General features: G+C 55.5%; 25 protein-coding genes. 18 read left to right on the top strand and 7 right to left on the bottom strand.

Features of this window, described 5'->3' with window-relative positions; genetic code table 11:
• The first annotated feature begins 118 nt into the window (after nucleotides 1–118).
• From HCH_RS06405 to HCH_RS06385, 5 genes are all read left to right on the top strand, one after another.
• Complete coding sequence (locus HCH_RS06405) at nucleotides 119–880, top strand: methylamine utilization protein (RefSeq protein ID WP_148212499.1); 762 nt, start codon at nucleotides 119–121, stop codon at nucleotides 878–880.
• On the top strand, nucleotides 873–3,224 hold the full coding sequence (locus HCH_RS06400) for a putative bifunctional diguanylate cyclase/phosphodiesterase (RefSeq protein WP_011395359.1): 2,352 nt from the start codon (nucleotides 873–875) through the stop codon (nucleotides 3,222–3,224). The genes HCH_RS06405 and HCH_RS06400 overlap by 8 nt, the downstream gene beginning before the upstream one ends.
• The gene (locus tag HCH_RS06395; RefSeq protein WP_011395358.1) at nucleotides 3,170–4,105 is read left to right on the top strand and encodes a DUF3034 family protein; all 936 of its coding nucleotides are present in this window, start codon (nucleotides 3,170–3,172) and stop codon (nucleotides 4,103–4,105) included. The genes HCH_RS06400 and HCH_RS06395 overlap by 55 nt, the downstream gene beginning before the upstream one ends.
• Nucleotides 4,106–4,140: 35 nt before the next feature.
• A complete protein-coding gene (locus HCH_RS06390) occupies nucleotides 4,141–4,611 on the top strand; it encodes a group I truncated hemoglobin (RefSeq protein WP_011395357.1) in 471 nt (156 codons plus the stop codon).
• A 76-nt stretch (nucleotides 4,612–4,687) separates the two neighbouring features.
• The gene (locus HCH_RS06385; RefSeq protein WP_011395356.1) at nucleotides 4,688–5,170 is read left to right on the top strand and encodes an FKBP-type peptidyl-prolyl cis-trans isomerase; all 483 of its coding nucleotides are present in this window, start codon (nucleotides 4,688–4,690) and stop codon (nucleotides 5,168–5,170) included.
• Nucleotides 5,171–5,235: 65 nt separating this feature from the next.
• Here HCH_RS06385 and HCH_RS06380 read toward each other — a convergent pair whose 3' ends face one another.
• From HCH_RS06380 to HCH_RS06370, 3 genes are all read right to left on the bottom strand, one after another.
• Nucleotides 5,236–6,189, bottom strand: coding sequence for a hypothetical protein (locus HCH_RS06380; RefSeq protein ID WP_011395355.1), 954 nt, complete (start codon nucleotides 6,187–6,189; stop codon nucleotides 5,236–5,238).
• Between the two features lie 99 nt (nucleotides 6,190–6,288).
• Nucleotides 6,289–6,630, bottom strand: coding sequence for a DUF413 domain-containing protein (maoP, locus tag HCH_RS06375; protein WP_011395353.1), 342 nt, complete (start codon nucleotides 6,628–6,630; stop codon nucleotides 6,289–6,291).
• A gap of 351 nt (nucleotides 6,631–6,981) precedes the next feature.
• Entirely contained in the window at nucleotides 6,982–7,461 is a 480-nt protein-coding gene (locus HCH_RS06370; protein ID WP_011395352.1) for an SUF system Fe-S cluster assembly regulator, read from the bottom strand.
• A gap of 298 nt (nucleotides 7,462–7,759) precedes the next feature.
• Here HCH_RS06370 and sufB point away from each other — a divergent pair, with 298 nt between their 5' ends.
• The 9 genes from sufB (at nucleotide 7,760) to HCH_RS06325 (ending at nucleotide 15,285) form a co-directional block, all read left to right on the top strand.
• Nucleotides 7,760–9,208 carry a Fe-S cluster assembly protein SufB gene (sufB, locus tag HCH_RS06365; RefSeq protein WP_011395351.1) on the top strand — a complete coding sequence of 483 codons (1,449 nt, stop codon included), beginning with the start codon at nucleotides 7,760–7,762 and terminating at the stop codon, nucleotides 9,206–9,208.
• Between the two features lie 157 nt (nucleotides 9,209–9,365).
• A complete protein-coding gene (gene sufC, locus HCH_RS06360; RefSeq protein ID WP_011395349.1) occupies nucleotides 9,366–10,124 on the top strand; it encodes a Fe-S cluster assembly ATPase SufC in 759 nt (252 codons plus the stop codon).
• 11 nt (nucleotides 10,125–10,135) lie between these two features.
• Entirely contained in the window at nucleotides 10,136–11,455 is a 1,320-nt protein-coding gene (gene sufD, locus HCH_RS06355; protein ID WP_011395348.1) for a Fe-S cluster assembly protein SufD, read from the top strand.
• Nucleotides 11,452–12,690, top strand: coding sequence for an aminotransferase class V-fold PLP-dependent enzyme (locus tag HCH_RS06350; RefSeq protein ID WP_011395347.1), 1,239 nt, complete (start codon nucleotides 11,452–11,454; stop codon nucleotides 12,688–12,690). Before sufD ends, HCH_RS06350 begins: the two co-directional genes overlap by 4 nt.
• Nucleotides 12,691–12,703: 13 nt before the next feature.
• Nucleotides 12,704–13,069: a HesB/IscA family protein gene (locus HCH_RS06345; protein WP_011395346.1), complete on the top strand. Its 366-nt coding sequence runs from the start codon at nucleotides 12,704–12,706 to the stop codon at nucleotides 13,067–13,069.
• Between the two features lie 5 nt (nucleotides 13,070–13,074).
• On the top strand, nucleotides 13,075–13,611 hold the full coding sequence (gene sufT, locus HCH_RS06340) for a putative Fe-S cluster assembly protein SufT (RefSeq protein ID WP_011395345.1): 537 nt from the start codon (nucleotides 13,075–13,077) through the stop codon (nucleotides 13,609–13,611).
• Between the two features lie 64 nt (nucleotides 13,612–13,675).
• Entirely contained in the window at nucleotides 13,676–14,137 is a 462-nt protein-coding gene (locus HCH_RS06335; RefSeq protein WP_011395344.1) for a SufE family protein, read from the top strand.
• 55 nt (nucleotides 14,138–14,192) lie between these two features.
• On the top strand, nucleotides 14,193–14,585 hold the full coding sequence (locus tag HCH_RS06330; protein ID WP_011395343.1) for a hypothetical protein: 393 nt from the start codon (nucleotides 14,193–14,195) through the stop codon (nucleotides 14,583–14,585).
• Nucleotides 14,586–14,736: 151 nt separating this feature from the next.
• Nucleotides 14,737–15,285: a DinB family protein gene (locus HCH_RS06325; protein WP_011395342.1), complete on the top strand. Its 549-nt coding sequence runs from the start codon at nucleotides 14,737–14,739 to the stop codon at nucleotides 15,283–15,285.
• Nucleotides 15,286–15,288: 3 nt separating this feature from the next.
• Here the strand turns inward: HCH_RS06325 and HCH_RS06320 are convergent, their stop codons facing one another.
• The 3 genes from HCH_RS06320 to HCH_RS06310 all read right to left on the bottom strand — a co-directional run bounded on the left by HCH_RS06320 (nucleotide 15,289) and on the right by HCH_RS06310 (nucleotide 17,639).
• Entirely contained in the window at nucleotides 15,289–15,837 is a 549-nt protein-coding gene (locus HCH_RS06320; protein ID WP_011395341.1) for an NADPH-dependent FMN reductase, read from the bottom strand.
• Between the two features lie 102 nt (nucleotides 15,838–15,939).
• Nucleotides 15,940–16,482: a macro domain-containing protein gene (locus HCH_RS06315; protein ID WP_011395340.1), complete on the bottom strand. Its 543-nt coding sequence runs from the start codon at nucleotides 16,480–16,482 to the stop codon at nucleotides 15,940–15,942.
• A 107-nt stretch (nucleotides 16,483–16,589) separates the two neighbouring features.
• The gene (locus HCH_RS06310) at nucleotides 16,590–17,639 is read right to left on the bottom strand and encodes a beta-galactosidase (RefSeq protein WP_011395339.1); all 1,050 of its coding nucleotides are present in this window, start codon (nucleotides 17,637–17,639) and stop codon (nucleotides 16,590–16,592) included.
• 165 nt (nucleotides 17,640–17,804) lie between these two features.
• On the opposite strand from HCH_RS06310, the gene HCH_RS06305 reads away from it, so the two are divergent.
• The 4 genes from HCH_RS06305 to HCH_RS06290 all read left to right on the top strand — a co-directional run bounded on the left by HCH_RS06305 (nucleotide 17,805) and on the right by HCH_RS06290 (nucleotide 21,377).
• On the top strand, nucleotides 17,805–18,464 hold the full coding sequence (locus HCH_RS06305) for a hypothetical protein (RefSeq protein ID WP_041598466.1): 660 nt from the start codon (nucleotides 17,805–17,807) through the stop codon (nucleotides 18,462–18,464).
• Between the two features lie 6 nt (nucleotides 18,465–18,470).
• Nucleotides 18,471–18,980 (top strand): thiol-disulfide oxidoreductase DCC family protein, encoded by a 510-nt coding sequence (locus tag HCH_RS06300; protein ID WP_011395337.1) that lies wholly within the window; start codon nucleotides 18,471–18,473, stop codon nucleotides 18,978–18,980.
• Entirely contained in the window at nucleotides 18,977–19,369 is a 393-nt protein-coding gene (locus HCH_RS06295; protein ID WP_011395336.1) for a DoxX-like family protein, read from the top strand. The genes HCH_RS06300 and HCH_RS06295 overlap by 4 nt, the downstream gene beginning before the upstream one ends.
• Nucleotides 19,370–19,571: 202 nt before the next feature.
• Nucleotides 19,572–21,377 (top strand): thiamine pyrophosphate-binding protein, encoded by a 1,806-nt coding sequence (locus tag HCH_RS06290; RefSeq protein WP_011395335.1) that lies wholly within the window; start codon nucleotides 19,572–19,574, stop codon nucleotides 21,375–21,377.
• A 31-nt stretch (nucleotides 21,378–21,408) separates the two neighbouring features.
• On the opposite strand, the gene HCH_RS33000 is transcribed toward HCH_RS06290, so the two are convergent.
• Entirely contained in the window at nucleotides 21,409–21,558 is a 150-nt protein-coding gene (locus tag HCH_RS33000) for a uracil phosphoribosyltransferase (RefSeq protein ID WP_083769718.1), read from the bottom strand.
• Nucleotides 21,559–21,569: the final 11 nt, after the last annotated feature.

The following is a 21,569-nucleotide window of genomic DNA, read 5'->3' as shown; positions in this document are numbered from 1 at the left end:
TCGTCGACAAAACCCTTTGCTATACTGAAATTCATCAAGAGATTTAGGGTCTGTTGACGTTTTGGCGTCGTCACTGCTGCGCCTGGGAAATCGTCAATCAAGGCGTGAGGATCGAAGTTTGGTTATTCCAAATGAGCGACGTGTAAACAGGGGCCAAATCGACCCAGCCCGAGCCGCCATATCCCCCGGTCGTCCCTGTCGGGCGTTGACGCTGGCGTTCGTCCTGGCGAGCCCGGCGCTACCGGCGCAAACTCTCCAATTCCTGGCCTTAAGCGCTAATGACGCTCCTGTAGCGAATGCAGTCATCAGCCTGCCTGCTGATCAAACCTCATCCCCCGCCCCGGCTGACGCCGGCTCTCCGGCCATCATGGATCAGGTGAAGAAACAGTTTCGCCCCCACATTCTCGCCGTAGCGGCTGGAACCTCTGTTGCATTTCCCAACAGTGATAACGTACGTCACCACGTTTACTCGTTTTCTCCGGCCAAAATGTTTGAGTTGAAGCTGTACAGCGGTCAGCCGGAAGCGCCTTTGCTTTTCCAGCAACCCGGCGTAGTGGTCCTGGGCTGCAACATACACGACAGCATGCTTGGCTACATCTACGTTGCGGAAACGCCCTACTTCTCCCAGACCAATGCATCCGGCAAAGCGACGCTGACCTTTCCGGACGCCATACCGGCGCCGCAGGACATCTTGGTCTGGAGCCCCGGACTTTCTATTGATTCTCAAACCATATTGCGACTGTCTTTATCTGAGCTCCCCACCAGCGCCGCGGATCGCGACGCTTACGTTATCCGACTGAACATGCAGGGAAGTGGCGTGGAGCGCACGCCGGGCAAGTCCGGCTTCGGCGGCAAATTCCGAAAGCAACAGAATGAATAGTCTGCGTAACCAGATCCTTCTGCTCTCCGTCAGCTTAGTCTGCGTGGCGTCGCTCACCATACTCGGCGCCTATTGGATATCCATCGGTCACTACACCAGTGATCGCATCAACCAGGATTTCAGCAGCGCCGCCAAAGTCTTCGGGCAACTTATCGAGTCCCGGGAAGTGCAGCTGACCACCACAGCGGAAGTGCTGACCTCAGATTTTGGCTTCAAACAAGCCGTAGCGACCCAGGACACCCAGACTATCCAAAGCGTGCTCAACAATCACAGCGAACGCATCAGCGCCGATCTAATGCTGCTGCTTGACCTGAGCGGAGCCTTACAGGCTTCCACTCAGGATTCGCCGTCCCCTATCGCCAAGTTCGCCCACCAGGATCTGTTGCGACAAGCCTTGACCCATAGCGGCGCAGCGGAGTTTGTCGCCTACCAGGGAGAGCTTTACCAAATGATCATTCTGCCGGTCTACGCACCGGCGCCGATAGGATTCGCCGCCATTGGCTTTCGTTTGGACAGCGAACTTGCGGAAGAGTTAAGACAAATAACTAACGTGCACATCTCCTTTGTGTGGCGAGATCAAGGGGCCGCCAAAGTGGTGTCCACCCTGCCCCGCGACAAGTTGAATGAAGCGCTGCGGGCTCCGGAAACCATACCCGACACACTACTTTCCCTGATCCAGCAGAAGCAGACATTCAGCAGTAAACGCCGCCCCCTGTCTGGAATGGGCGACAGCGCCATCGAAGCCGTATTGACAGTCCCTCTGCATAACGCCTTCGCAGAGTTCGCGATATTGCGCGACCGCATCCTGCTGATCTCCGCGTTGACGTTTTTATTATCCATTGTCGGCAGCATGGTATTGTCCCATAACCTGACCAAGCCGCTTGGCCGCATGGTGAAAATCGCCAGCGACCTGTCCCGTGGCCAGTACCGCAACCTCACCCCCATCTCCATCGCCACCAGTGAAATTAAAACCCTGTTTCAGGCTTTCATAAAAATGGGCTCGGATATTGAAGAGCGGGAATACAAAATTACCTATCAGGCCACCCACGACGGCCTCACCGGATTGTTCAACCGCAACAAAGTGATCGCGGAAGTTGAAGACGCCCTTAGACGGCACAACGCCCCTTTCCTGATCATCAGCCTGAACATCAACGGCTTTAAGAACATCAACGATACCTTCGGCCCCAAAGTCGGCGACGACTGCCTGCGCGCGGTAGGGCAAAGGCTGGTTGAGTTCATTCCCAAAAACCCTGTCTGCGCGCGCCTGGGAGCGGATGAGTTTTTATGCCTGGTGGATGTCTTTGGCAACGAAAGCGCCCGCACTATCTGCGACAAGTTGCTGGCCCATCTGGCCCGCCCGTTTAAGGTGGATGACTTACGTCTGACCCTCTCATTCAGCATCGGGGTGGCGCAATACCCCGAGCATGCGGCGGCGGCGGAGGAGCTGCTGCGTCGCGCCAGCATCGCTCTGGACAAAGCCCGCAGCGAACGTTGCGCCCTGCGCTTTTATGAATCCGGCGAAGACGAAGCGCACCTGCGCAGATTGCAGCTTCTGCAAGACCTGAAGCTCGCCATTGCGGAAGACGACGGCCAGCTTTGCATGTATTACCAGCCCAAGATGCACCTTGCCTCCGGCCGGGTCGACAAGTGCGAAGCCTTGATTCGCTGGAGTCATCCTGAGCAGGGGTTTATTCCCCCTGATATCTTTGTGGAACTGGCGGAACAGGCCGGACTCATCGCTTCGCTCACCGACTGGGTGACGCATACCGTCATCAATCAGGTCGCAGAATGGCGCGATCAGGGCATCGACTTACAAGCGGCGATCAATCTGTCGGCCCAGGACCTGGAGCGCGACGAACTATTGGACAACGTACTGAACCAGTTGGAGACGCTAAAGCTGCCTACGCGCGCCATTTCTTTTGAACTGACCGAAAGAGACATGATGAGCGACGCCGACCACGCCATCGCCCTTATGCAGCGTTTCCGTCAGCGCGGGTTCACACTGTCTGTAGATGACTACGGTATTGGCTACTCTTCACTTTCCAAGTTGAAACAGATGCCAGTGTCAGAGATCAAAATTGATAAAAGCTTCGTAATCCCTCTGGAACAATCCGCCAGCGACAAGATTATCGTCCGCTCCACCATCGAGCTGGGGCATAGCTTTAATCTCAAGGTCATCGCAGAAGGCGTTGAATCTCAACGCAGTATGGATCTACTGGCGGAAATGGGATGCGACTATATTCAAGGTTATTTCCTATCCAAACCCATGCCTGCAAAGGAACTGGCTTCATGGTTACGACAGCGCGCGCAGCAACTTCCCTCTCAAGCATTCGGCAAGGTCTGAACCGTATTGGCCGTCATTCGCTTTTCTCTCCCAGCGCACTCGTTCAAATCTGCGCGTTAATTATCATCGCTGTTTTACTGCTCCCCGCCGCCCACGCTGGAGACGGAAAAATACTGGCGGCGCCGGGCGTGACGCAGATCGAAGGCAGCGCAGGCGGCGGTCTCACTCCCTGGGCTGTGTTAGCGGGCTACGCTTCCCGGGACGACATCGCCGGCAGCGTCTTCAGCTCCCGCGTCGGCGTTGACGACTATCGCCTGGATATATGGGGCGGCGCGCTGAATTTCTACGATCGGGTTGAAATCAGCATAGCGCATCAGAAGTTCGACCTGAAACAGGCCGGCGCAGAAATTCGCCAGGATATTTATGGCGCCAAAGTGCGCCTTTACGGCGACCTCATTTATAGCGATTGGCCTCAGGTAAGCGCAGGCTTTCAGTACAAACGCCTGCAGGACAATGCAATCGCCAAGGCGGTTGGGGCTGCTGATGCGGATCACGGGACGGATTTTTACCTGGCCGCCAGCAAACTGCAACTCGGCGCAGTGGGCGGATACAACCTGCTTTGGAGCCTCGGCGTACGCGCCACCAAAGCCAATCAACTGGGACTGCTCGGGTTTGGCGGCGATCAACGCGACCGTTACAGCCCCCAAATCGAAGCCGCCGTCGCCGTACTGCTCAACGCCCATTTCGCAGTCGGGGCGGAGTACCGCCAAAAGCCCGACAACCTGGGATTCGCGAAAGAGGAAGACTGGAGAGATATTTTTATCGCGTACTTTCCCAACAAGCACGTGAATCTCACTCTGGCCTGGGTGGATTTGGGCGATATCGCCGGCCAGGACAATCAGCGAGGCGCTTATTTGTCACTGACCGGCTATCTATGGTGACCCCGCCACTGAGGCCCAATACGCGGAGAACACAGATGACGCAAACCAACTCTCAAGTAAGTACATATCTCTGCGATGCGACAAAGGCCATCGCCATTGCACTCACCGCAGCGACCTTGCTTCTGAGCGGCTGCGCCAACGTCGTACAGGAAGCGTCTTTATATCGAGAGCTGGGCGGCGAGCAAGGGATCGCCCGCCTGGTTGACCGCTTCATGGAAGAGATCAGTTACTCTGAAGACATCGCCCCTTTCTTTGCCGACACAGACCCTGATCGCTTCAGAGAAAAGTTGTCCGAACAAATCTGCAGTCTCAGCGGAGGCCCGTGTGAATATACCGGCGACAGCATGCGCGACAGCCACGCAGGGATGTCGATTTCCGAAGCGGATTTCAACAAGACCGTAGACTTGCTGATCAACGCCATGGACAAGGAAGGAGTGCCCTATCCCACCCAAAACAGATTGCTCAAACTCCTGACGCCAATGAGGAAGGACATTATTTATCTGTGACGGACGCGCCTGCAAAATTGCTGTAACCGGCGCGCAATTGCGCTAAAATCCGGCCAGTTTTTTACGGAGACCGATTATGGCGATTAGCAAAAATAAAGTGGTCCAGTTCCACTACATCCTGAAAGATCAAGAAGGCAAAGAACTGGAAAACACCTATGAAGACGAAGTCATTACTTACCTGCACGGCCATGACAACGTGCTTCAAGGCTTAGAGGAAGCGCTGGAAGGCAAAGACGCCGGCGACAAGTTCGACATCACCCTTCCCCCGGAAAAAGCCTTCGGTCTGCGTCAAGAAGACAGCGTCAAACGCATTTCCAAAAAATATCTAAAGCATGCAGGTCGTTATCAGGTTGGCGACGCCATCCCGGTTAAATCCGAGCAAGGCGTGCAAGTGGTCACTGTCTTGAAAATCGGCCACTCCATGGTCGACGTCGACATCAACCACCCTTATGCAGGCCAAACGCTGACTTTCGCCCTGGAAGTCGTCAGTCTGCGTGATGCGGAGAAAGCAGAGATTGATCACGGCCACGTACATGGCCCCGGCGGACACCATCACTAAGCCTCCCGCCAGCGCTCCCGGTTCAACGTTCATACGCAAGTAAACCAACGGAGCGCTGGGTCGTTTCAGCCGACGCTAAACGCCATCACCAGCCAAACCACCGCCAGCGGCGCCAGCAACAACAATGGAGCCACTTTCGACGCATATCGCAGCTGTTCATCGAAAGACTGCCGCACGACTTCAATAATTCCCGGGTCCCATAAACGCGCCGGCTTGCCTTTGCTCTCATCTGGATGCGCAGTGATGCGGGTCTCGCTCAGTACGCCGCTTTCCAGAAACGCCCTCGAAAGATTTTTTCCCTTACCCACAGACGCCGCCACGATATGGTATCTCTGACGCAACCAGTCCACAGGCTCAGATTTCGCGCATACGCCAAGCGTGCGCGGCAGGTCCATCCCCGCTTGTACGCACAACCCTAAATTCAGCAGATACTGATACACGCTACGCGCCACTACCAATGACCGAATCTGCGGGAAACGGGAGGCCGCGTTCCAGAAACGCGAATCCGGCTCCACCCAATTACGCAGGAAAACCGACGCCAGCCGCACGCCGACAACCAGTCCCGCCACCGCCGCCGAGGCGCAAACGCTCATGGAGGTCAGCGTTGTCTGTGCGCCAAAGGCGAAAAAATACAGCAGGTACGCCAATGTAAAGCAACACAACAACCAGGAACCCGCCAACCAGGCGGATAACTGGCGAGATGAGCGACCGATCAACACATAGTAATCACACAGGCGGGCGAAGACTTCCGCGATGCGCAGGGTAGCGAGACCAAACTGAATAAAACGCACTTCCCACGGCAGGAACACGCCACTCTCACGGATAAGCTCCAATAAAGGCTTATCCGCCTCTTGCCTGACGCTTTCCGCCAGTTGGTTCAATTTAGCCGCGTAACAGCGAGGCGAAATATCTGCGGCGGAGTCGAACACCCCGGGAAATTTCTCGCCGTTGAGCAAAGCCTGTCCCAGGTTTGCAAACAGCACAGCCCGATTGGCGGGTAATAATTCTGAATATGACATTGAATGAGTATAGAAAAGGATTCTGCATGGAAATGCAGTTGAGTATAGAGTCGGGAAAGAAAAAAGGCACTGTAAAGCGCCTTTTTTCAAGAGTGAGCGTCAATCAGTTTCGACGTCGGTAAAGTCGCCGCCCTCTGACATGGCGAACGCCATGCCGGTGGTGTAGGACACGCGTTTGGTGCGGATATGCTTGAGATACTTGATCCACACCTTTTCGATGTCCGTCCCGGGCGCTCTTTCACCTCTCAACACTGTCAGAAGCTGTTCTTCCGCCGGTGTCGCAGGCTTGCGATTGCCGTTTGTGAGCTCTTGCAATGCATACCCGGAACGCTCCAGCATGTCCGCCTCTTTCTTGGAAAAGAAACCAGACCGGCTGAATCCTCTGGGAAAGTGCTTCGTATCGTAAAACACTTTACTGCTTGCAAAATCTTTTTGGTTCATAAATCAACCCCTTCCGCAAGAAGCATAAAACCAAAACCCGGATACTAAGCTAAACCGCTTGTTTCCCGGCGATTACTGTAAGGATAGTCCATATTGTTGGGCGCGATTATCTGCAAACAATGCGCTGAGTACAACCAAAAATTGCGCTTATAGGAAAAAAGTCTTGATTTTTTATTTTCTTTCTGTAACCAGACGCCGAAAAGCGCCTAAATAACTGGGCTGAGAGGAAATTTCGGAATTGGTTAAAATTCAGAAATAATCAGAAGTAAATAACCGTTAGAGCCAAATGCGCTAACTTTGAAACGAATGGATATATGAGCGAAAGATATAAGAGATGAAAGGCATGCGCCCTTATGACGCCAGCTCGCTCAACATGACGAGATCCACGTCGTCGTCCGTACGCACTTTGCTGATGACATCGGCCTTGCTTAGACGGCGGGACATATCGCGCAACGTGAGCCGCTCAAAAATCTCACTCACTGTCTGATTGATGACCGACCAGTTGCTATGCACTGTACACGCATGCATAACGTCGCAAACACGCTCTTCCGCGCAACAATCAGTCAGCGCCACGCCGCCCTCCACCGCTCGGAGAATACGCGCAATGCTGATATTATAAGCCGCGTCGGAAAGGCAATAGCCGCCCTTGACGCCCCGCTCGGAATGAACGACGCCGCCATCCACCAGCAACTTCATGATTTTACGCACGGTGGGGATGGGCAACTTGGTCTGATCAGCGACCTGATCCAGTTTGACCAGCGCTTTACCGGGCTCTTCCAGGGAGGAGGCGATCAATAGCCCATAATCGGCAAGTCTAGCTAAGCGCAACATAATAGAAGTCCTGTATCAGCTTCACAAACGCATGGCTCGAGGCTCGCCAAACGAACCCGACGCACAGGGAATAAACGCCTCATCGATTCTAACCGCAATCCCGATTGATTACCAATTTGGTATTGATTTGAAATGGGCTTTTCAGTACCCTAGCATTCAAGTCAAGAATAAGAAAACTCTGATTTGTCAGCGCTCTTAGCCACGGGGAAAAGGCTATAAAATTCAGGCGCGGACGAATCGGAGCTTTCTTTTATATGCGCGCTGTTAAAATACTCTTTTCGATCATCGAGGCCCTCTCATGAGCACGCCAGAAAACTCAGTTGACCAATACATCAAACGGGAATACCAGGCCGGCTTTATCACCGACATTGAAAGCGAAGCCCTGGAGCCGGGATTAAACGAAGACGTTATCCGCTTTATCTCCGCTAAAAAGAACGAACCCGAGTTCATGCTCAACTGGCGTCTCAAGGCTTATCGCGAATGGTTAAATATGGTTGAGCCGCAATGGGCTCACGTGCACTATCCCAAAATTGATTTCAACGACATCATCTATTACTCCGCGCCCAAGTCACAAAAAGACGGCCCCAAGAGCCTGGATGAAGTCGATCCCGAGTTGCTGAAAACCTACGAAAAGCTGGGCATCCCTCTACACGAACGCGCCGCTCTGGCTGGCGTTGCGGTAGATGCGGTGTTCGACAGCGTATCCGTCGCCACGACGTTCAAAGAAAAGCTGTCTGAAGCCGGCGTTATCTTTTGCTCCATTTCAGAGGCGGTCAGAAATCACCCTGAACTGGTGGAGAAATATCTCGGCAGCGTAGTACCCATTCGCGACAACTATTTCGCCGCGCTCAACTCCGCGGTCTTCAGCGACGGTTCATTCGTTTACATTCCCAAGGGCGTACGCTGCCCGATGGAACTGTCCACCTACTTCCGCATCAACGCGGCGAAGACCGGTCAGTTCGAACGTACCCTGATCATCGCCGATGAAGGCAGTTACGTCAGCTACCTGGAAGGCTGCACCGCTCCCATGCGCGATGAAAACCAGTTGCACGCCGCCGTGGTTGAACTGGTGGCGCTGGAAGGCGCGGAAATCAAATACTCGACTGTACAGAACTGGTATCCCGGCGACGAGGAAGGTAAAGGCGGCATCTACAACTTCGTCACCAAACGCGGTCTGTGCGCCGGCGCGCACTCCAAGATTTCATGGACGCAGGTGGAAACCGGCTCCGCCATCACCTGGAAATACCCCAGCGTGGTGCTGAAAGGCGATCACAGTGTCGGTGAATTCTATTCCGTCGCTCTGACCAACAACCTGCAGCAGGCGGACACCGGCACCAAGATGATCCACATGGGTAAAAACACCCGCAGCACCATCATCTCCAAAGGCATCTCCGCCGGTCGCAGCGACAGCAGCTATCGCGGCCTCGTTAGAATCGGCCCCAACGCCGACAACGCGCGCAACTATACTCAGTGCGACTCGCTGCTCATTGGCGCCAAATGCGGCGCGCATACCTTCCCTTACATCGAAAGCAAGAACAACAGCGCGGTGGTTGAACATGAAGCCACGACCTCCAAAGTGAGCGATGAGCAGTTGTTTCTGTGCCGTCAGCGCGGTATCGACGCCGAGCGCGCCGTATCCATGATCGTCAACGGCTTTTGTAAGGAAGTTTTCAAAGAGCTGCCCATGGAGTTTGCGGTGGAAGCGGGCAAGTTGCTGGAAGTCAGTCTGGAAGGCTCCGTCGGCTAATAAGCGGCGGGAGCATAAACGCCTGCGGTGAGTTGCGATGCGCAATGAGGCAACCGCAAGAGCAGGCAGCGAATATTTGATGAGTTAAATTCCGCGACCCAATAGACCAATTAAAGCGACGGTCGCAGAGTTGTCTTTCTGATACATGGGATCAAACATGCTAAGTATTAAAGACCTTTACGCTCGGGTAGAAGAAAAAGAGATTCTCAAAGGGCTGACGCTGGACGTAAAACCCGGTGAAGTCCACGCCATCATGGGCCCCAACGGCTCAGGCAAAAGCACCCTGACTCACGTTCTGTCCGGGCGCGAAGGTTATGACGTCACTTCTGGCGAGATCAGCTACTACGGCCAAGACCTGCTGGAAATGGAGCCGGAAGACCGCGCGCGCGAAGGCATTTTCCTCGCGTTTCAGTATCCGGTGGAAATCCCCGGCGTCAGCAATATTCAATTTCTGCGCACGGCGATGAACAGCATTCGCAAACATCGCGGCGAAGAAGAGCTGGATGCAGCCACCTTCCTGAAACTGGCTCGTCAGAAAATCGGCATGGTCAATCTGGACCCCGAGTTTCTGAAGCGCGGCGTCAATGAAGGCTTCTCCGGCGGCGAGAAGAAACGCAACGAAATTCTGCAAATGCTGATGCTGGAGCCCAAGCTGGCGCTGCTGGATGAAACTGATTCCGGTCTGGATATCGACGCTTTGCAAGTTGTCGCCAACGGCGTCAACGCGCTGCGCAGCCCTGACCGCGCAGTGGTTCTGGTGACTCACTATCAGCGTCTGCTGAACTACATCGTACCGGATTACGTACACGTTCTGGCCAACGGCCGCATCGTCAAATCCGGCGGGCGTGAACTGGCTCTGGAACTGGAAGAGAAAGGGTACGGCTGGTTGAATCTGGACGACGACAAAGTAGCGTAGGCGAGGTATTCATGGCGACTCAAAGCAACCCCTACGCAGATTTTCACCGCCAATGTCTGGAAGCCTCACAAAGCTGGGGCGAACAACTGGGCGCAGGTCTACGCTGGCTTGACGACGTTCGCAGCGAAGGCCGCAGCCTTTTCGCCGGACTGGAGCTACCGACCCGTAAAACCGAAGCCTGGCGCTATACGCCTATCGCGCCTATCGTTCAGGGCGACATTCTGCGTTTACGGACAACGGAATCTGCTGACGCCCCGCAAGGCATTACTGGCGACTTCTATACTCTGACATTCCACAATGGTCAGTTGACCGCATCTGATATCGACGACTCCGCTCTGGAAGCGATCCCCTTCTCGTCAGCGGACGCAGCCGGTCAGGCGCTGATCAAGGAATACCTGGGCAAGACCTTCGACGCCGCCAGGCACCCCTTTGCCGCGCTGAATGCAGGCACTTTGCAAGACGGCGCGCTTATCCGCGTCAAGAAAGACAGCAAAGCGCTCAAGCCTCTGCAAATCGTACACACCGCCGACGTTTCCGGCGACCCGGCATCCAGCTACAACCGCGTGATCGTGGTAGTGGAGGCCGGCTCCAAACTGGAGCTGTTGGAAACTTATGTCGACACCAAAGAGCGCAAAGTTTTCCAAAATACTGTGACGGAAGTGTTTCTCGCCGCCAACAGTACGATGACGCACTATGCCCTGAACTGCGAAGGCGCCAATCAAATTCATACCGGTTGCGTGTTCGTCGAACAGCAAGGCGGCAGCCAGTATGAACAACATGCTTTCGCCACTGGCGGCGCACTGAAACGTCGCGACATCAACGTGAAATTGTTGGGACAACTGGCGTCCTGCAAGTTGAATGGCGTTTATCTGGCGGGCGGCCGCGAGCATGTGGACTTCCACACGACCATCGAGCACGTGGCGCCGCATTGCGTCAGCGAAGAAACCTACAAAGGCATCATCAACGGTAAAGGCAAAGCGGTATTCAACGGGCGCGTACATATCCATCGCGACGCTCAGCAATCTTCCGCCGCCATGAACAACAATAACCTGTTGTTGACCAATACCGCGGAGGTGAACACCAAGCCCGAACTGGAAATTTACGCCGACGACGTCAAATGCGCGCACGGCGCCACCGTGGGCCAGTTGGACGACATGGCGTTGTTCTACTTTCGGTCCCGCGGCATCACCCGGTCTGACGCGCACCGCATGCTGAGCCGCGCTTTCGTGGAATCCGTCATGGCGGAAATGGAGATCGAAACGGCTCACGCCTACGTACTCGAACTGGCGGAGCGTTTCTATAATGAAGGAGCGCAGGAGGCTACAGCATGACCCAGGCGATTAAACGTCCCTTTGATGTTATGTCCGTCCGCGAGGACTTCCCTATCCTGCAGCAGCAGGTGAACGGCAAACCTCTGGTATACATGGATAACGCCGCTACCGCGCAAAAGCCGCTGGCGGTTATCGAGGCCATGAACACGTATTATCGGGAGTTTAACGCCAACGTGCATCGCGGCGCTCACAGCCTGAGCGACCGCGCCACAGGTGAGTTTGAAGCCGCCCGAGACAAAGTGCGCGCCTTCGTCAACGCGCCGTCTCGTGAAGAGATTATTTGGGTGCGCGGCGTCACTGAGGCCATCAACCTGGTGGCGCAATCCTACGCCCGCAGCACTCTGCAGCCCGGCGACGAGATTATTGTCAGCCAGCTTGAGCATCACGCCAACATCGTGCCCTGGCAGATTGTGGCGCAACAGACCGGCGCGCAGATAAGAGTCATTCCGATTACGCCTGACGCCGAACTGGACATGGCCGCCTATCAGGCGCTGCTGAACGAAAAAACCCGCATCGTGGCGGTGAACCATGCGTCCAATGCAATGGGCACGGTGAATCCCGTCAAGGAAATGATTCGTTTGGCTAAGAGCGTCGGCGCGGTGACGTTGATAGACGGCGCCCAAGGCGCGCCGCATCTGGAAATAGACGTGCAGGACCTGGATTGCGATTTCTATGCGATCTCCGCCCACAAGGCGTTTGGCCCTACCGGCATCGGCGCGTTATACGGCCGCAAAGCGTTGCTGGAAGCCATGCCCCCATATCAGAGCGGCGGCGAAATGATTGAGCGCGTGTCCTTTTCCGGCACTACGTTCAACGTGCCTCCATTTAAGTTTGAAGCCGGCACGCCAGCCATTGCAGAAGCCATCGGTTTCGCAGCGGCGCTGGACTATCTGAGTCAATTCGACAAAGCGCAACTGAAAGCCCATGAAGACAGCCTGCTGCAACTTGCGGCGGAGCTGGCGCCGTCCGTCCCCGGCTTGCGTCCGGTGGGTACGGCGAAAGACAAAGTTTCCGTTTTTTCCTTTTTGGTGGACGGCCTGCATCCCAGCGACCTGGGCACCTTGCTGGACCAGCAAGGCATCGCGGTTCGCACCGGGCACCATTGCGCGCAACCATTAATGGAGTGCCTGGGCGTTCCCGGCACCACCCGAGCCTCTTTCGCGTTCTATAACACTCGCGAAGAGGTTGAAAAACTGTTCGCCGCCCTACAGAAGATAACCAGACTGTTTATTTAGGAGATAGACCACTATGTCCGCGCAAACCTTTACGCCTGAAGTGGGATTGCGTATCACCGACGCTGCGGCTGAGCACATCCGCAAGCAGCTGCGGCAGCATCCCGACGCCCAGGGCTTCCGCCTGGGCCTCAAAGCCAGCGGCTGCTCCGGCTTTAAATATATCGTGGATCTGGTTAAAACCCCTTCCGACGACGATCGCAAGTTCGTGCTCGCTGACGACATCCCTGTGTATGTGGACGCCAAGAGCCTGCCTTACATCAATGGGGCGGAGATCGACTTCGTCAAAGAAGGCCTGAATTACGCCTTCAAGTTCAACAATCCCAACGTAGACTCATCCTGCGGCTGTGGGGAAAGCTTTTCCATAAAAGAGGACGCCTGATCGATATGGAAAGAGAGGTTGTACTCACCAAACGGGACTGCGTCGCGCGCCTTGTTCCCGCGGGCACGGAAATCACCATCCCGGCGGATACTTTCGTCACTATCACCCAAGCGTTGGGCGGCACATTCACCGTTGTCGTCAATGGCAACCTGGCCCGAGTTGAGGGCCGGGACGCCGACGCGCTGGGCAAAAACGTCACTGACTTCAATTTCGATGACGTCACGGAAGGCGAAGTCAATGAACGTCATGTCTGGGAAGCATTACGCGCCGTTTATGACCCGGAAATTCCCGTAAACATTGTTGATCTGGGCCTGGTGTACAACGTCGCAGTCAATAAGCAGGATGGCAAAAACTGCGTTAATGTGGAAATGACCCTGACGGCGCCCGGCTGCGGTATGGGCCCTGTCATCGCCGATGACGTAAAGCATAAGCTCACGCTGGTGCCCAATGTGGACGAAGCGCAAGTGGATTTGGTCTTCGATCCTCCCTGGAGCAACGATATGCTCAGCGAGGAAGCCAAACTCGAACTAGGCATGCTATAAGCTAACCGCAGGCGCCATGAGCACCGCCTGCAGACGATGAATTAAGCAGACAGAACCGATAACCATGACCGCTGTAGACCAAGCCGACATATTCACCGCCAACCCACTGGGCAAAGACACCACCATCGCCGACATCAAAGACAGTTTTGAGTTTCTGGATGACTGGGAAGAGCGCTATGGCTACGTCATTGACCTGGGCAAACAGGTCCCCGCGATGCCAGAAGAACACAAAGTGGATGAAAACTTTGTGCACGGCTGCCAGAGTCAGGTCTGGTTTATTCACCATTTGGATGCTGCAACCAATACGATGTATGTCCTGGTCGCCAGCGACGCCATGATCGTACAAGGCCTCGCCGCTGTCGTAATGTGCGCCTTCAACGGCAAGTCCCCGCAGGAAATCGTAAACTTTGATATGGACTCGCTATTTACGGAGCTGGACCTGATGCGCCACTTGAGCCCGACTCGCGGCAACGGCCTGCGCGCCATGGTGAAAAAGATTCAGGACGCCGCCCGCAGCGCTTTATAGCGGAAGGCCAGTTGCGGACGGCTAATCATCTAAGGCGAGGAATCTAAGCAACGCCATGAATCTGGTTAAATGGATTTTTGACAATGAGATAGAAATAGCCGTGTCACAGGACTTTGATAAGACGCAGCTGACTCAGTTGGGACTCAAGCTCAACAAGACCTCAAAGCACAGTCGGGATACGCCAAACGTTTACTTTATTCCCTATCCCACTTACGACGCCTTCAGCCCCACTACTTATGTGTTTACCCACAACGAGCGCCTCAGTGACATCTGCTTGCGCCTGCACGAACTCGACTTCGTTTTCTGGGGGACCTTCAAAACAGAAAAATCTCCCATTGATTACATGCGGGAACTGCAATACCGCGGCGTACTGACAACGCCCTTCCGCGCACTCAATGCCGGAGAACAAGAGACCGTACTGATAGATGAGACGCAACGGAGCAAGTAGCCCTCCATAGCTCACAGGCCAGCGCCCTCTCTACTTTACCGACCAATCTCTTATCCCAGCAAAGAGACAAAGCCTAGCTCAAGACACTTGCCTATGCTCCTGTTCCGCTTAGACTACGGAAAAACGACGATAAAAACAGGAGCAGCGTTCCATGGGATTCAAACAGCACTATCAACTGATGGCCGGATACAACCAACGCATGAACAATCAGGTTTATGCGGCGGCCGCAAAACTGGACGAGAACATCCTCACTAGAGATTCTGGCGCGTTTTTCGGCTCCATACTGGGCACTCTGAATCATATTATGGTGGCGGACCTGGTCTGGCTGGGCCGATACGCCTCACTTTCAGACCGTTACCAGTCCCTGCTGGAACTGTCGCAATTCTCCAGGCCCAAAGCGCTGAGTGAGATTTTATATGCGGATTTCAATGCGCTATCGGAGAAACGACGTCAACTGGATTCGCTGATCATTCGCTGGCTTACCGACGAAGTAGCGGAAGAAGACTACGCTCTCAATCTCCACTACAGCAGCATGGCGGGCGCAAAAAGCATACGTAACTTCGGCGAGCTGCTGGCGCACTTTTTTAACCACCAGACGCATCACCGGGGACAGGCGAGCACATTACTGTCTCAGGCCGGACAGGATATCGGCGTCACTGACTTTGTGATCGATATTCCAGATCTCGCGTCATCAAACTGAGGTTCAATCGTCGGCTCCGCCCAGCGCTTCAATTCCAGCGACGAACTGCTGCAGCCTCAGCTGCAGGAGGCCGGCGATGTCAGGGGATTGCATAACCCCCTCCACATCAAGATTGGAGCTGAGCAGAGGCACGGAAACGCAGGCGTTTTCTATGATGCGGCCGGACATGGTGGTCACCACTTCGCGCAGAGCGGCCTGGGCGTGACTGGCCCGGGGCGAGGTGTTGATGAGCATGACAGGCAAGTATACGAACTCTTCTCCGCTCACCAGCCAATCAAGGGCGTTCTTCATGACGCCGCTGACGCCATGAGCGTATTCCGGACTGGCGATAATCAAACCTTGCGATTGCGCCAGCGCGGACTTCAACTCCCTTACGGCGACAGGTAATTCACTTTCCAGGTCGGGATTAAAGAGCGGCAGGTCACCCAGCCCTTTATAGACTTTCACTGTTACATCCTCTGGGGCCAGCCGACTTAAGGCTTCTATCGCCGCCGTGTTGTAGGAGATCTTCCTGAGGCTGCCGGAGATGGCCAGTATGTTAAGAGGTTTCACAGTACAGTTTTCCCATCCGCCAAGTCGAATAAAACGACGACGCCCTTAACGCCGCGCCGATGAGCGACCTATTCTAACGACTCATGCGGACATAACCAGCCTTCAGCCGGTTTTGCGGGACTGCTCCACTCTTCTCGCGAAAAAATCCTCGTAGGTGCGCCGCCAGGTATCCAGTCCGGCTTCCCAGTGCAGGCAGATGATCAGACGCTCAAAGCTGTCTGCGTATTTCACTAATACTTCCAGCCCTTCATGGGCGGCCATGGATTGCGGCGTTTTATTGGTTCCTGCGCCAAGTGCTGGGAAAGCGATGGTTTTAACGCCCTGCTCCAGCGCCAGCCGGACGACGCTGTCATAACAGTTGGCCAGCAAGTGCAGGTCAGAACCGCCCCACTGATCGCCGCCCGTCCACTGCGGCGTCACCGTATGAATGATATGTTTGGCGGGAAGTTTGAAGCCCGGCGTCAGGCAGGCGCCGCCAACCTTACACCCTCCCGCTTGAGAGCAGGCCGCCTCCAATGCCTCTTCTCCCGCCTGTTCAAAAATCTGCGCGGACAACCCCCGGCCTTTACTGAGGTATTTATGGGCGGGACAAACAATGGCGTCCACCTCCAACTCGGTGATGTCGCCGCATAGAAACTCAATCATTCCACTCACCCCGTGCGATATTGTCTACATGCAACCCTGAAAAACGCTTCTACAAACAAGTATTGCACAGATCGGGGGAATGTCTTTCCAAGTCGACAGACCTCGGCTCAGGCTCCAGGTTCCCCCTGCACCGCCTCACTGCGGCTAAACCCCTCAATGGATTGGGTGACTTCCGGGTTGCGGTTGCGGGTGATTTCGTAGTTCCAGACTTCGATATAGCGGATACCGAGTTTTTTGGCTTGTTCGAATATGCCGCCGTAGCCGCCGGCGCCGAAGCGGCGGCCCTGGTCGGAGCGGCCAATGGCCTGAGCGTATTTGTAGCCGCGAAAATCGCGGACTTCCTGCAGGAGGGCGTGCTGATAGTTTTCCCGTCCTGACAGCCACCAGACAGCAATGCCGACCCGGTCGCGATAGTTCTTTTCGATCAGACGCATGATGCGTTCCGGCGTTTCCACCGTGCCGATTTCATGCACTTCGAAAGCGAGGTATTTTTGCGGGAACGCACGATAAAACGAATCTATGGCTTCTCCCGCCGCGCGCACCCATTTGTCGGGCGTGAAGCCCTGGCGCTGCAGATCTTCATAGCGATTGCCGTTGAAGTGGCCTTCAATGCCATTGGACGTGGCTTGCGGCACATACACCAGCTGCAGCGTTTCATCGTCGCCGTATTTCTTCCCCAAGGCTTCCGCCAGCAGTTTGAGTCTGGCTTGCAGAACCAAATCCCAGTAAGGAACGATGCGGACTTTGTCCCCACGAAAGCGTATATCCATGGAGCCGGCGCCGTCATCGAACAGCCAATCCGGCGCCCGGGGACCCGCCAGCACAGCAAGCGACCATAACTTGCCATAGCGACGAACGCCTTGTAGCTGGGCTTCAATAACAGTGAAGTCATAATGTCCCGGTTTGGGCTCAATATCCGACCAGAACACTCTCACCAGCCCGCCTTTCACAAAAGCCGGACGCAATGACTCCGCCTCCTTGCCGACCACATGGCTGCTGTATATTCCCCTTGGGGGCGTATTCTTTTCTTTGCCTTGGGCAGGTGTTTTCACTGCCGCCGGCGCCTCTTGCGCCCGGTTTTCCTCGGCCCAGGCGGAAGAGGCGGCGATACAAGCCAACGTCAGCAGTAAGGCGATGAGTTTTCTGATCTGTTCCATGACAGCGCTCCTGTCTCCATCCGTTATGTTCGATTCTGCAACCGGCCACTCACAAAATAAAGCGCCGCGATAGCACCTTAAAGGGATTTAATGCCGGACTTTGCCGTCTCACCGTTGTGGGGCATACTGAGAACATATTCCCTTTTGGCTACTCCAAGGAGTTTTATGGAGACCGCTACCCCCAAAGCACTCATGCATCGCCCCCTCTCGACTTTGCGTTCGTTGGCGCTGACTACCTTAGCGCTCTCCCCCGCTCTTTCTTCCTTGCCGGTCCATGCGGAGACCCTGGCGACGGGTAAAATGGGACAATGTCAGGGAACCATTGAATACAACGCCAAGGCGCAAGCGCTGGGGTTCCGGCTGGCTCACGGAGACACTTTTTATTGCGGCGCCAGACAAGAGGAGACTCTCGCACTACTGAACTCCGCGCTAAAGGCGCTGCCTGAGGATGCGCAACTCGAATACCTCTCTATCGGCAGACTGATCGACTATGACTGGATTGGCGCCGCCCTCGTCGCGCAAGCGACGCAAGATAAAAACTGGAACGCCGCTCAGGCCAGCCCCAATAGCCATGCTGGCGATGAGCCCAACACTTACGCCTACGTGAGCGCCTATCTCTCCGGCGAACCGCTGGCTTCCGTTTGGAATGACGCCTTACGCGCCCATGGCGTGGAAATCGCCGCCGCCAGTATTGAAAAGCTGCTCATCAGCGGCCCGGATGTTGAGCAGAATCCTGCCTGGGTTCCTTCGCAAAAAGGCTACCCTTTCGATGCGATGCTGCATTATCGGCTGCGTCCGCTGAACGCTCCCATTACAACGGAGTAGGCGGCGATGACTCAGTCTTCTACGCCTCACGCCAATATCCCTCCCCACATGCAAAGCGACGATCAGGTCGTGCTGTTCGATGGCGTCTGCAAGCTCTGCAACGCCTGGTCGTCGTTTCTGATCAAACACGACACGCACAGGCGCTTCAAACTGGCCTCCGTGCAATCACCAGAAGGTCAGGCGATCCTCGCCTGGTTCAATATGCCACTGGACCGTTTCGACACCATGCTTTACGTGGAAGGCGGCCGCGCCTATGAAAAATCCGACGCCTTCCTGCGCATCATTGCGCAGTTTCCCATGCCATGGCGTTACCTGAAAGTCTTTCGCACTCTGCCGCGCTTTTTGCGGGACTGGGGCTATGACCTCATCGCTCAGAATCGTTACCGTCTGTTCGGCAAATATGACCACTGCCTGCTGCCCACGCCAGACCATAACAGCCGCTTTCTGAGTGGCCATGCGCCGCCCAAAAACAAACCCGCGACAAGGGAAAGCATGACCACAGGAACATCTTCATGAGGGATGTATTGCACCGTATTCACAGGGTTGCGCGTCTTAGCGTGGCCGGCGTTTTTCTTTATCACGGCCTGGTCCCCAAGATTTTATGGCTCAGCCCGACTGAGCTGGCCATGATCGAAGCCCAGGGGCTGGGCCAGTATGCGCCGCAGATCGCTATGGCGGGCGGCGTGGCGGAAATTCTCTTAGGACTGCTTATCGCCCTGCCGTTGCGCAGCAACCTCCCGCTCTTGGCCGCCGGGGTCGCGCTTGTCGGTCTATTGCTGGATGTAGCCTGGTTTTCCCCGGGTTTATTGACGGACGCCTTCAACCCGGTGACCGTCAATCTGGCCACTCTGGCGTTGGTCTGGATCGCCTGGGTCAGCAAAGAGATACAAAAAAGTCCCGAATAAGCCGAAATTATTCTTACCCGCCCCTGGATTTTCGCCTGCTTTTGCTATGCTGTTAGGGATAAAAAAGTGACTTGATGTCCGTGATTAGTCCCCTCCCCTGAAAGACACCGCGCCTCAGGCGCCGCCTCCTGTTTTCCGGCAGCAGCGCCCAGGTGGGGTTTCACGCCTGTTGTTAAACTCTCTTCAACACAGGACAACGCCCATGGAATCCAAACCGCTCCTTACCCAAACTGGTCAAGCGAATGCGATCAGTTGCGCAGAGTTAATTGTTAAATATCTCAGTCTGTTAAAAGTGCCGTATGTATTCGGTGTCTCCGGCGGCAATATCGACCCACTGGGCAGCGCTCTCGCCCGCCATGAGGACAACACTCACGTCCGTTGGATCTTGACGCGCTCCGAAGCCGGAGCGGGATTCATGGCCGACGGCTTCGCCAGGGAAAGCGGCGTCATCGGCGTCTGCAGCGCCACTTCCGGCCCAGGTTGCACCAATTTATTGACGCCCGTGAGCAACGCTTTCGTGGATAGCGTTCCTATGTTGGTCATTACGGGACAAAGCACCATCAGCACCTTCGGCCGCGGCGCCATGCAGGAAAGCAGCGCGTCCGGCGTCGACACCATTCTCATGTTCAAGGGATGCACCCGCTACAATACGCTGGTCTCCCACCCGGAACAGCTGGAGCACAACCTGCTGGCGGCGTTGAGTCACGCCACCGGCCCCACTCCCGGCCCCGTGCACATCAGTATCCCTTTGGATATTTTCGAAACGCCGGTCCCATCCAGCCGCAACCCAATCTCCCTGCATACGTTTCTGGGACAGGAAATCACCCCAGACAAAGTCGTACTACAACGCCTGAACACTATCTTGCGAGGCTACCAGCGCGGCGTCATCGTCATTGGCAACGGATGCGCCGGCGCCATGCGGGAAATTCTCTGTTATGCGGAGCGGCGCGCCTGGCCCATCGTCACCACGCCAATGGGACGCGGCCTGATGTCAGCAGACCATCCCCTGTATCGAGGCGTATTCGGCACGGCGGGACATGAATCCGCCCGCAAAACCCTGACCGCGGAAGAAGCGGACATCATTATGGTGGTGTGCGCCAATCTCGACGAACACGCCACCTGCGGCTGGGACGGCAGTACGATCCTGTCGCGGCGTCTGGTGCATATCAACAACAACCCGGAGCACCTCGCCAAATCCCATATGGCGCAGATGAACCTGATGGGCAGCCCGCGCATCGTGTTCGACTATCTTAATCAGGAGAACCAGGCCGCCCCGGCGCCGGGGCTAAGTGAAGATGCGCTCCCCGCCCTGCGCAACGACAATATCCTACCCCAAAATATCAGTGTGCTGCACATTGAAGACTGTAATACAGACACGATTCCTATTAATCCACGTCGTCTGTTTTGGCGTCTAAGCCAGTGCGCCCCGAAAGGAGTGCATCTCTATGCGGACGCCGGCAACGCCTTTTTCTGGGCCACCCACTATTGGCACCCTCGCTCAGCATCTGTGATCGATGTGAATAAAATGCCGATATCCATGGGCTTCGCCGCCATGGGCTGGGCGATCGGCGCCGCCATCGGCGGCAAGTTCGCCAACCCGCATATTCCGGTGCTTTGCATCACCGGCGACGGCAGCTATCTGATGACGGCGCAGGAGATCACCGTCGCCAAGCAACACAACCTCAACGTGGTGATTCTGGTGCTGAACAACGGCGTGCTGGGCACCGTTATGCACGGGCAACGCATGCGCGGCATGAAGAGTTTCGGTAATGAACTGCCGCAGACCAACTTCGCAATACTCGCCCAGTCCATGGGAGTGGAGTCCTATCGCATCAGGGACTTCGAGGAACTGGTGCGTCTGGATATCGAGTCACTGTTCCTGCGGCCGGGCCCGGTGCTGCTGGATATTCTGGTGGACAAGGAAGTCCCTCCGCCGATAGGACAACGCGTTAAAAACCTGGAGGCGTCGCGTCCGGCTCCTCGTGCGCCAACGCTGAGCAACGCATAACTCGTGATGGTGCATGCAAGCGCACTTACATTCACCTGGCGCTGACTATCCGATCCCCTGCGTCGCCAACACCGGGTCGGATATAGGCGTGGTTATCCAGGCGACTGTCGATCACTCCCGCATACCCGGGAACCTCCGGATGCTCCTCACGGAACAGACTGACGCCCTCCGGGGCGGCTATTAATCAGGCAG

This window comes from Hahella chejuensis KCTC 2396, assembly GCF_000012985.1.
Lineage (GTDB): Bacteria > Pseudomonadota > Gammaproteobacteria > Pseudomonadales > Oleiphilaceae > Hahella > Hahella chejuensis.
This window is presented reverse-complemented; position numbering and strand designations above follow the sequence as displayed.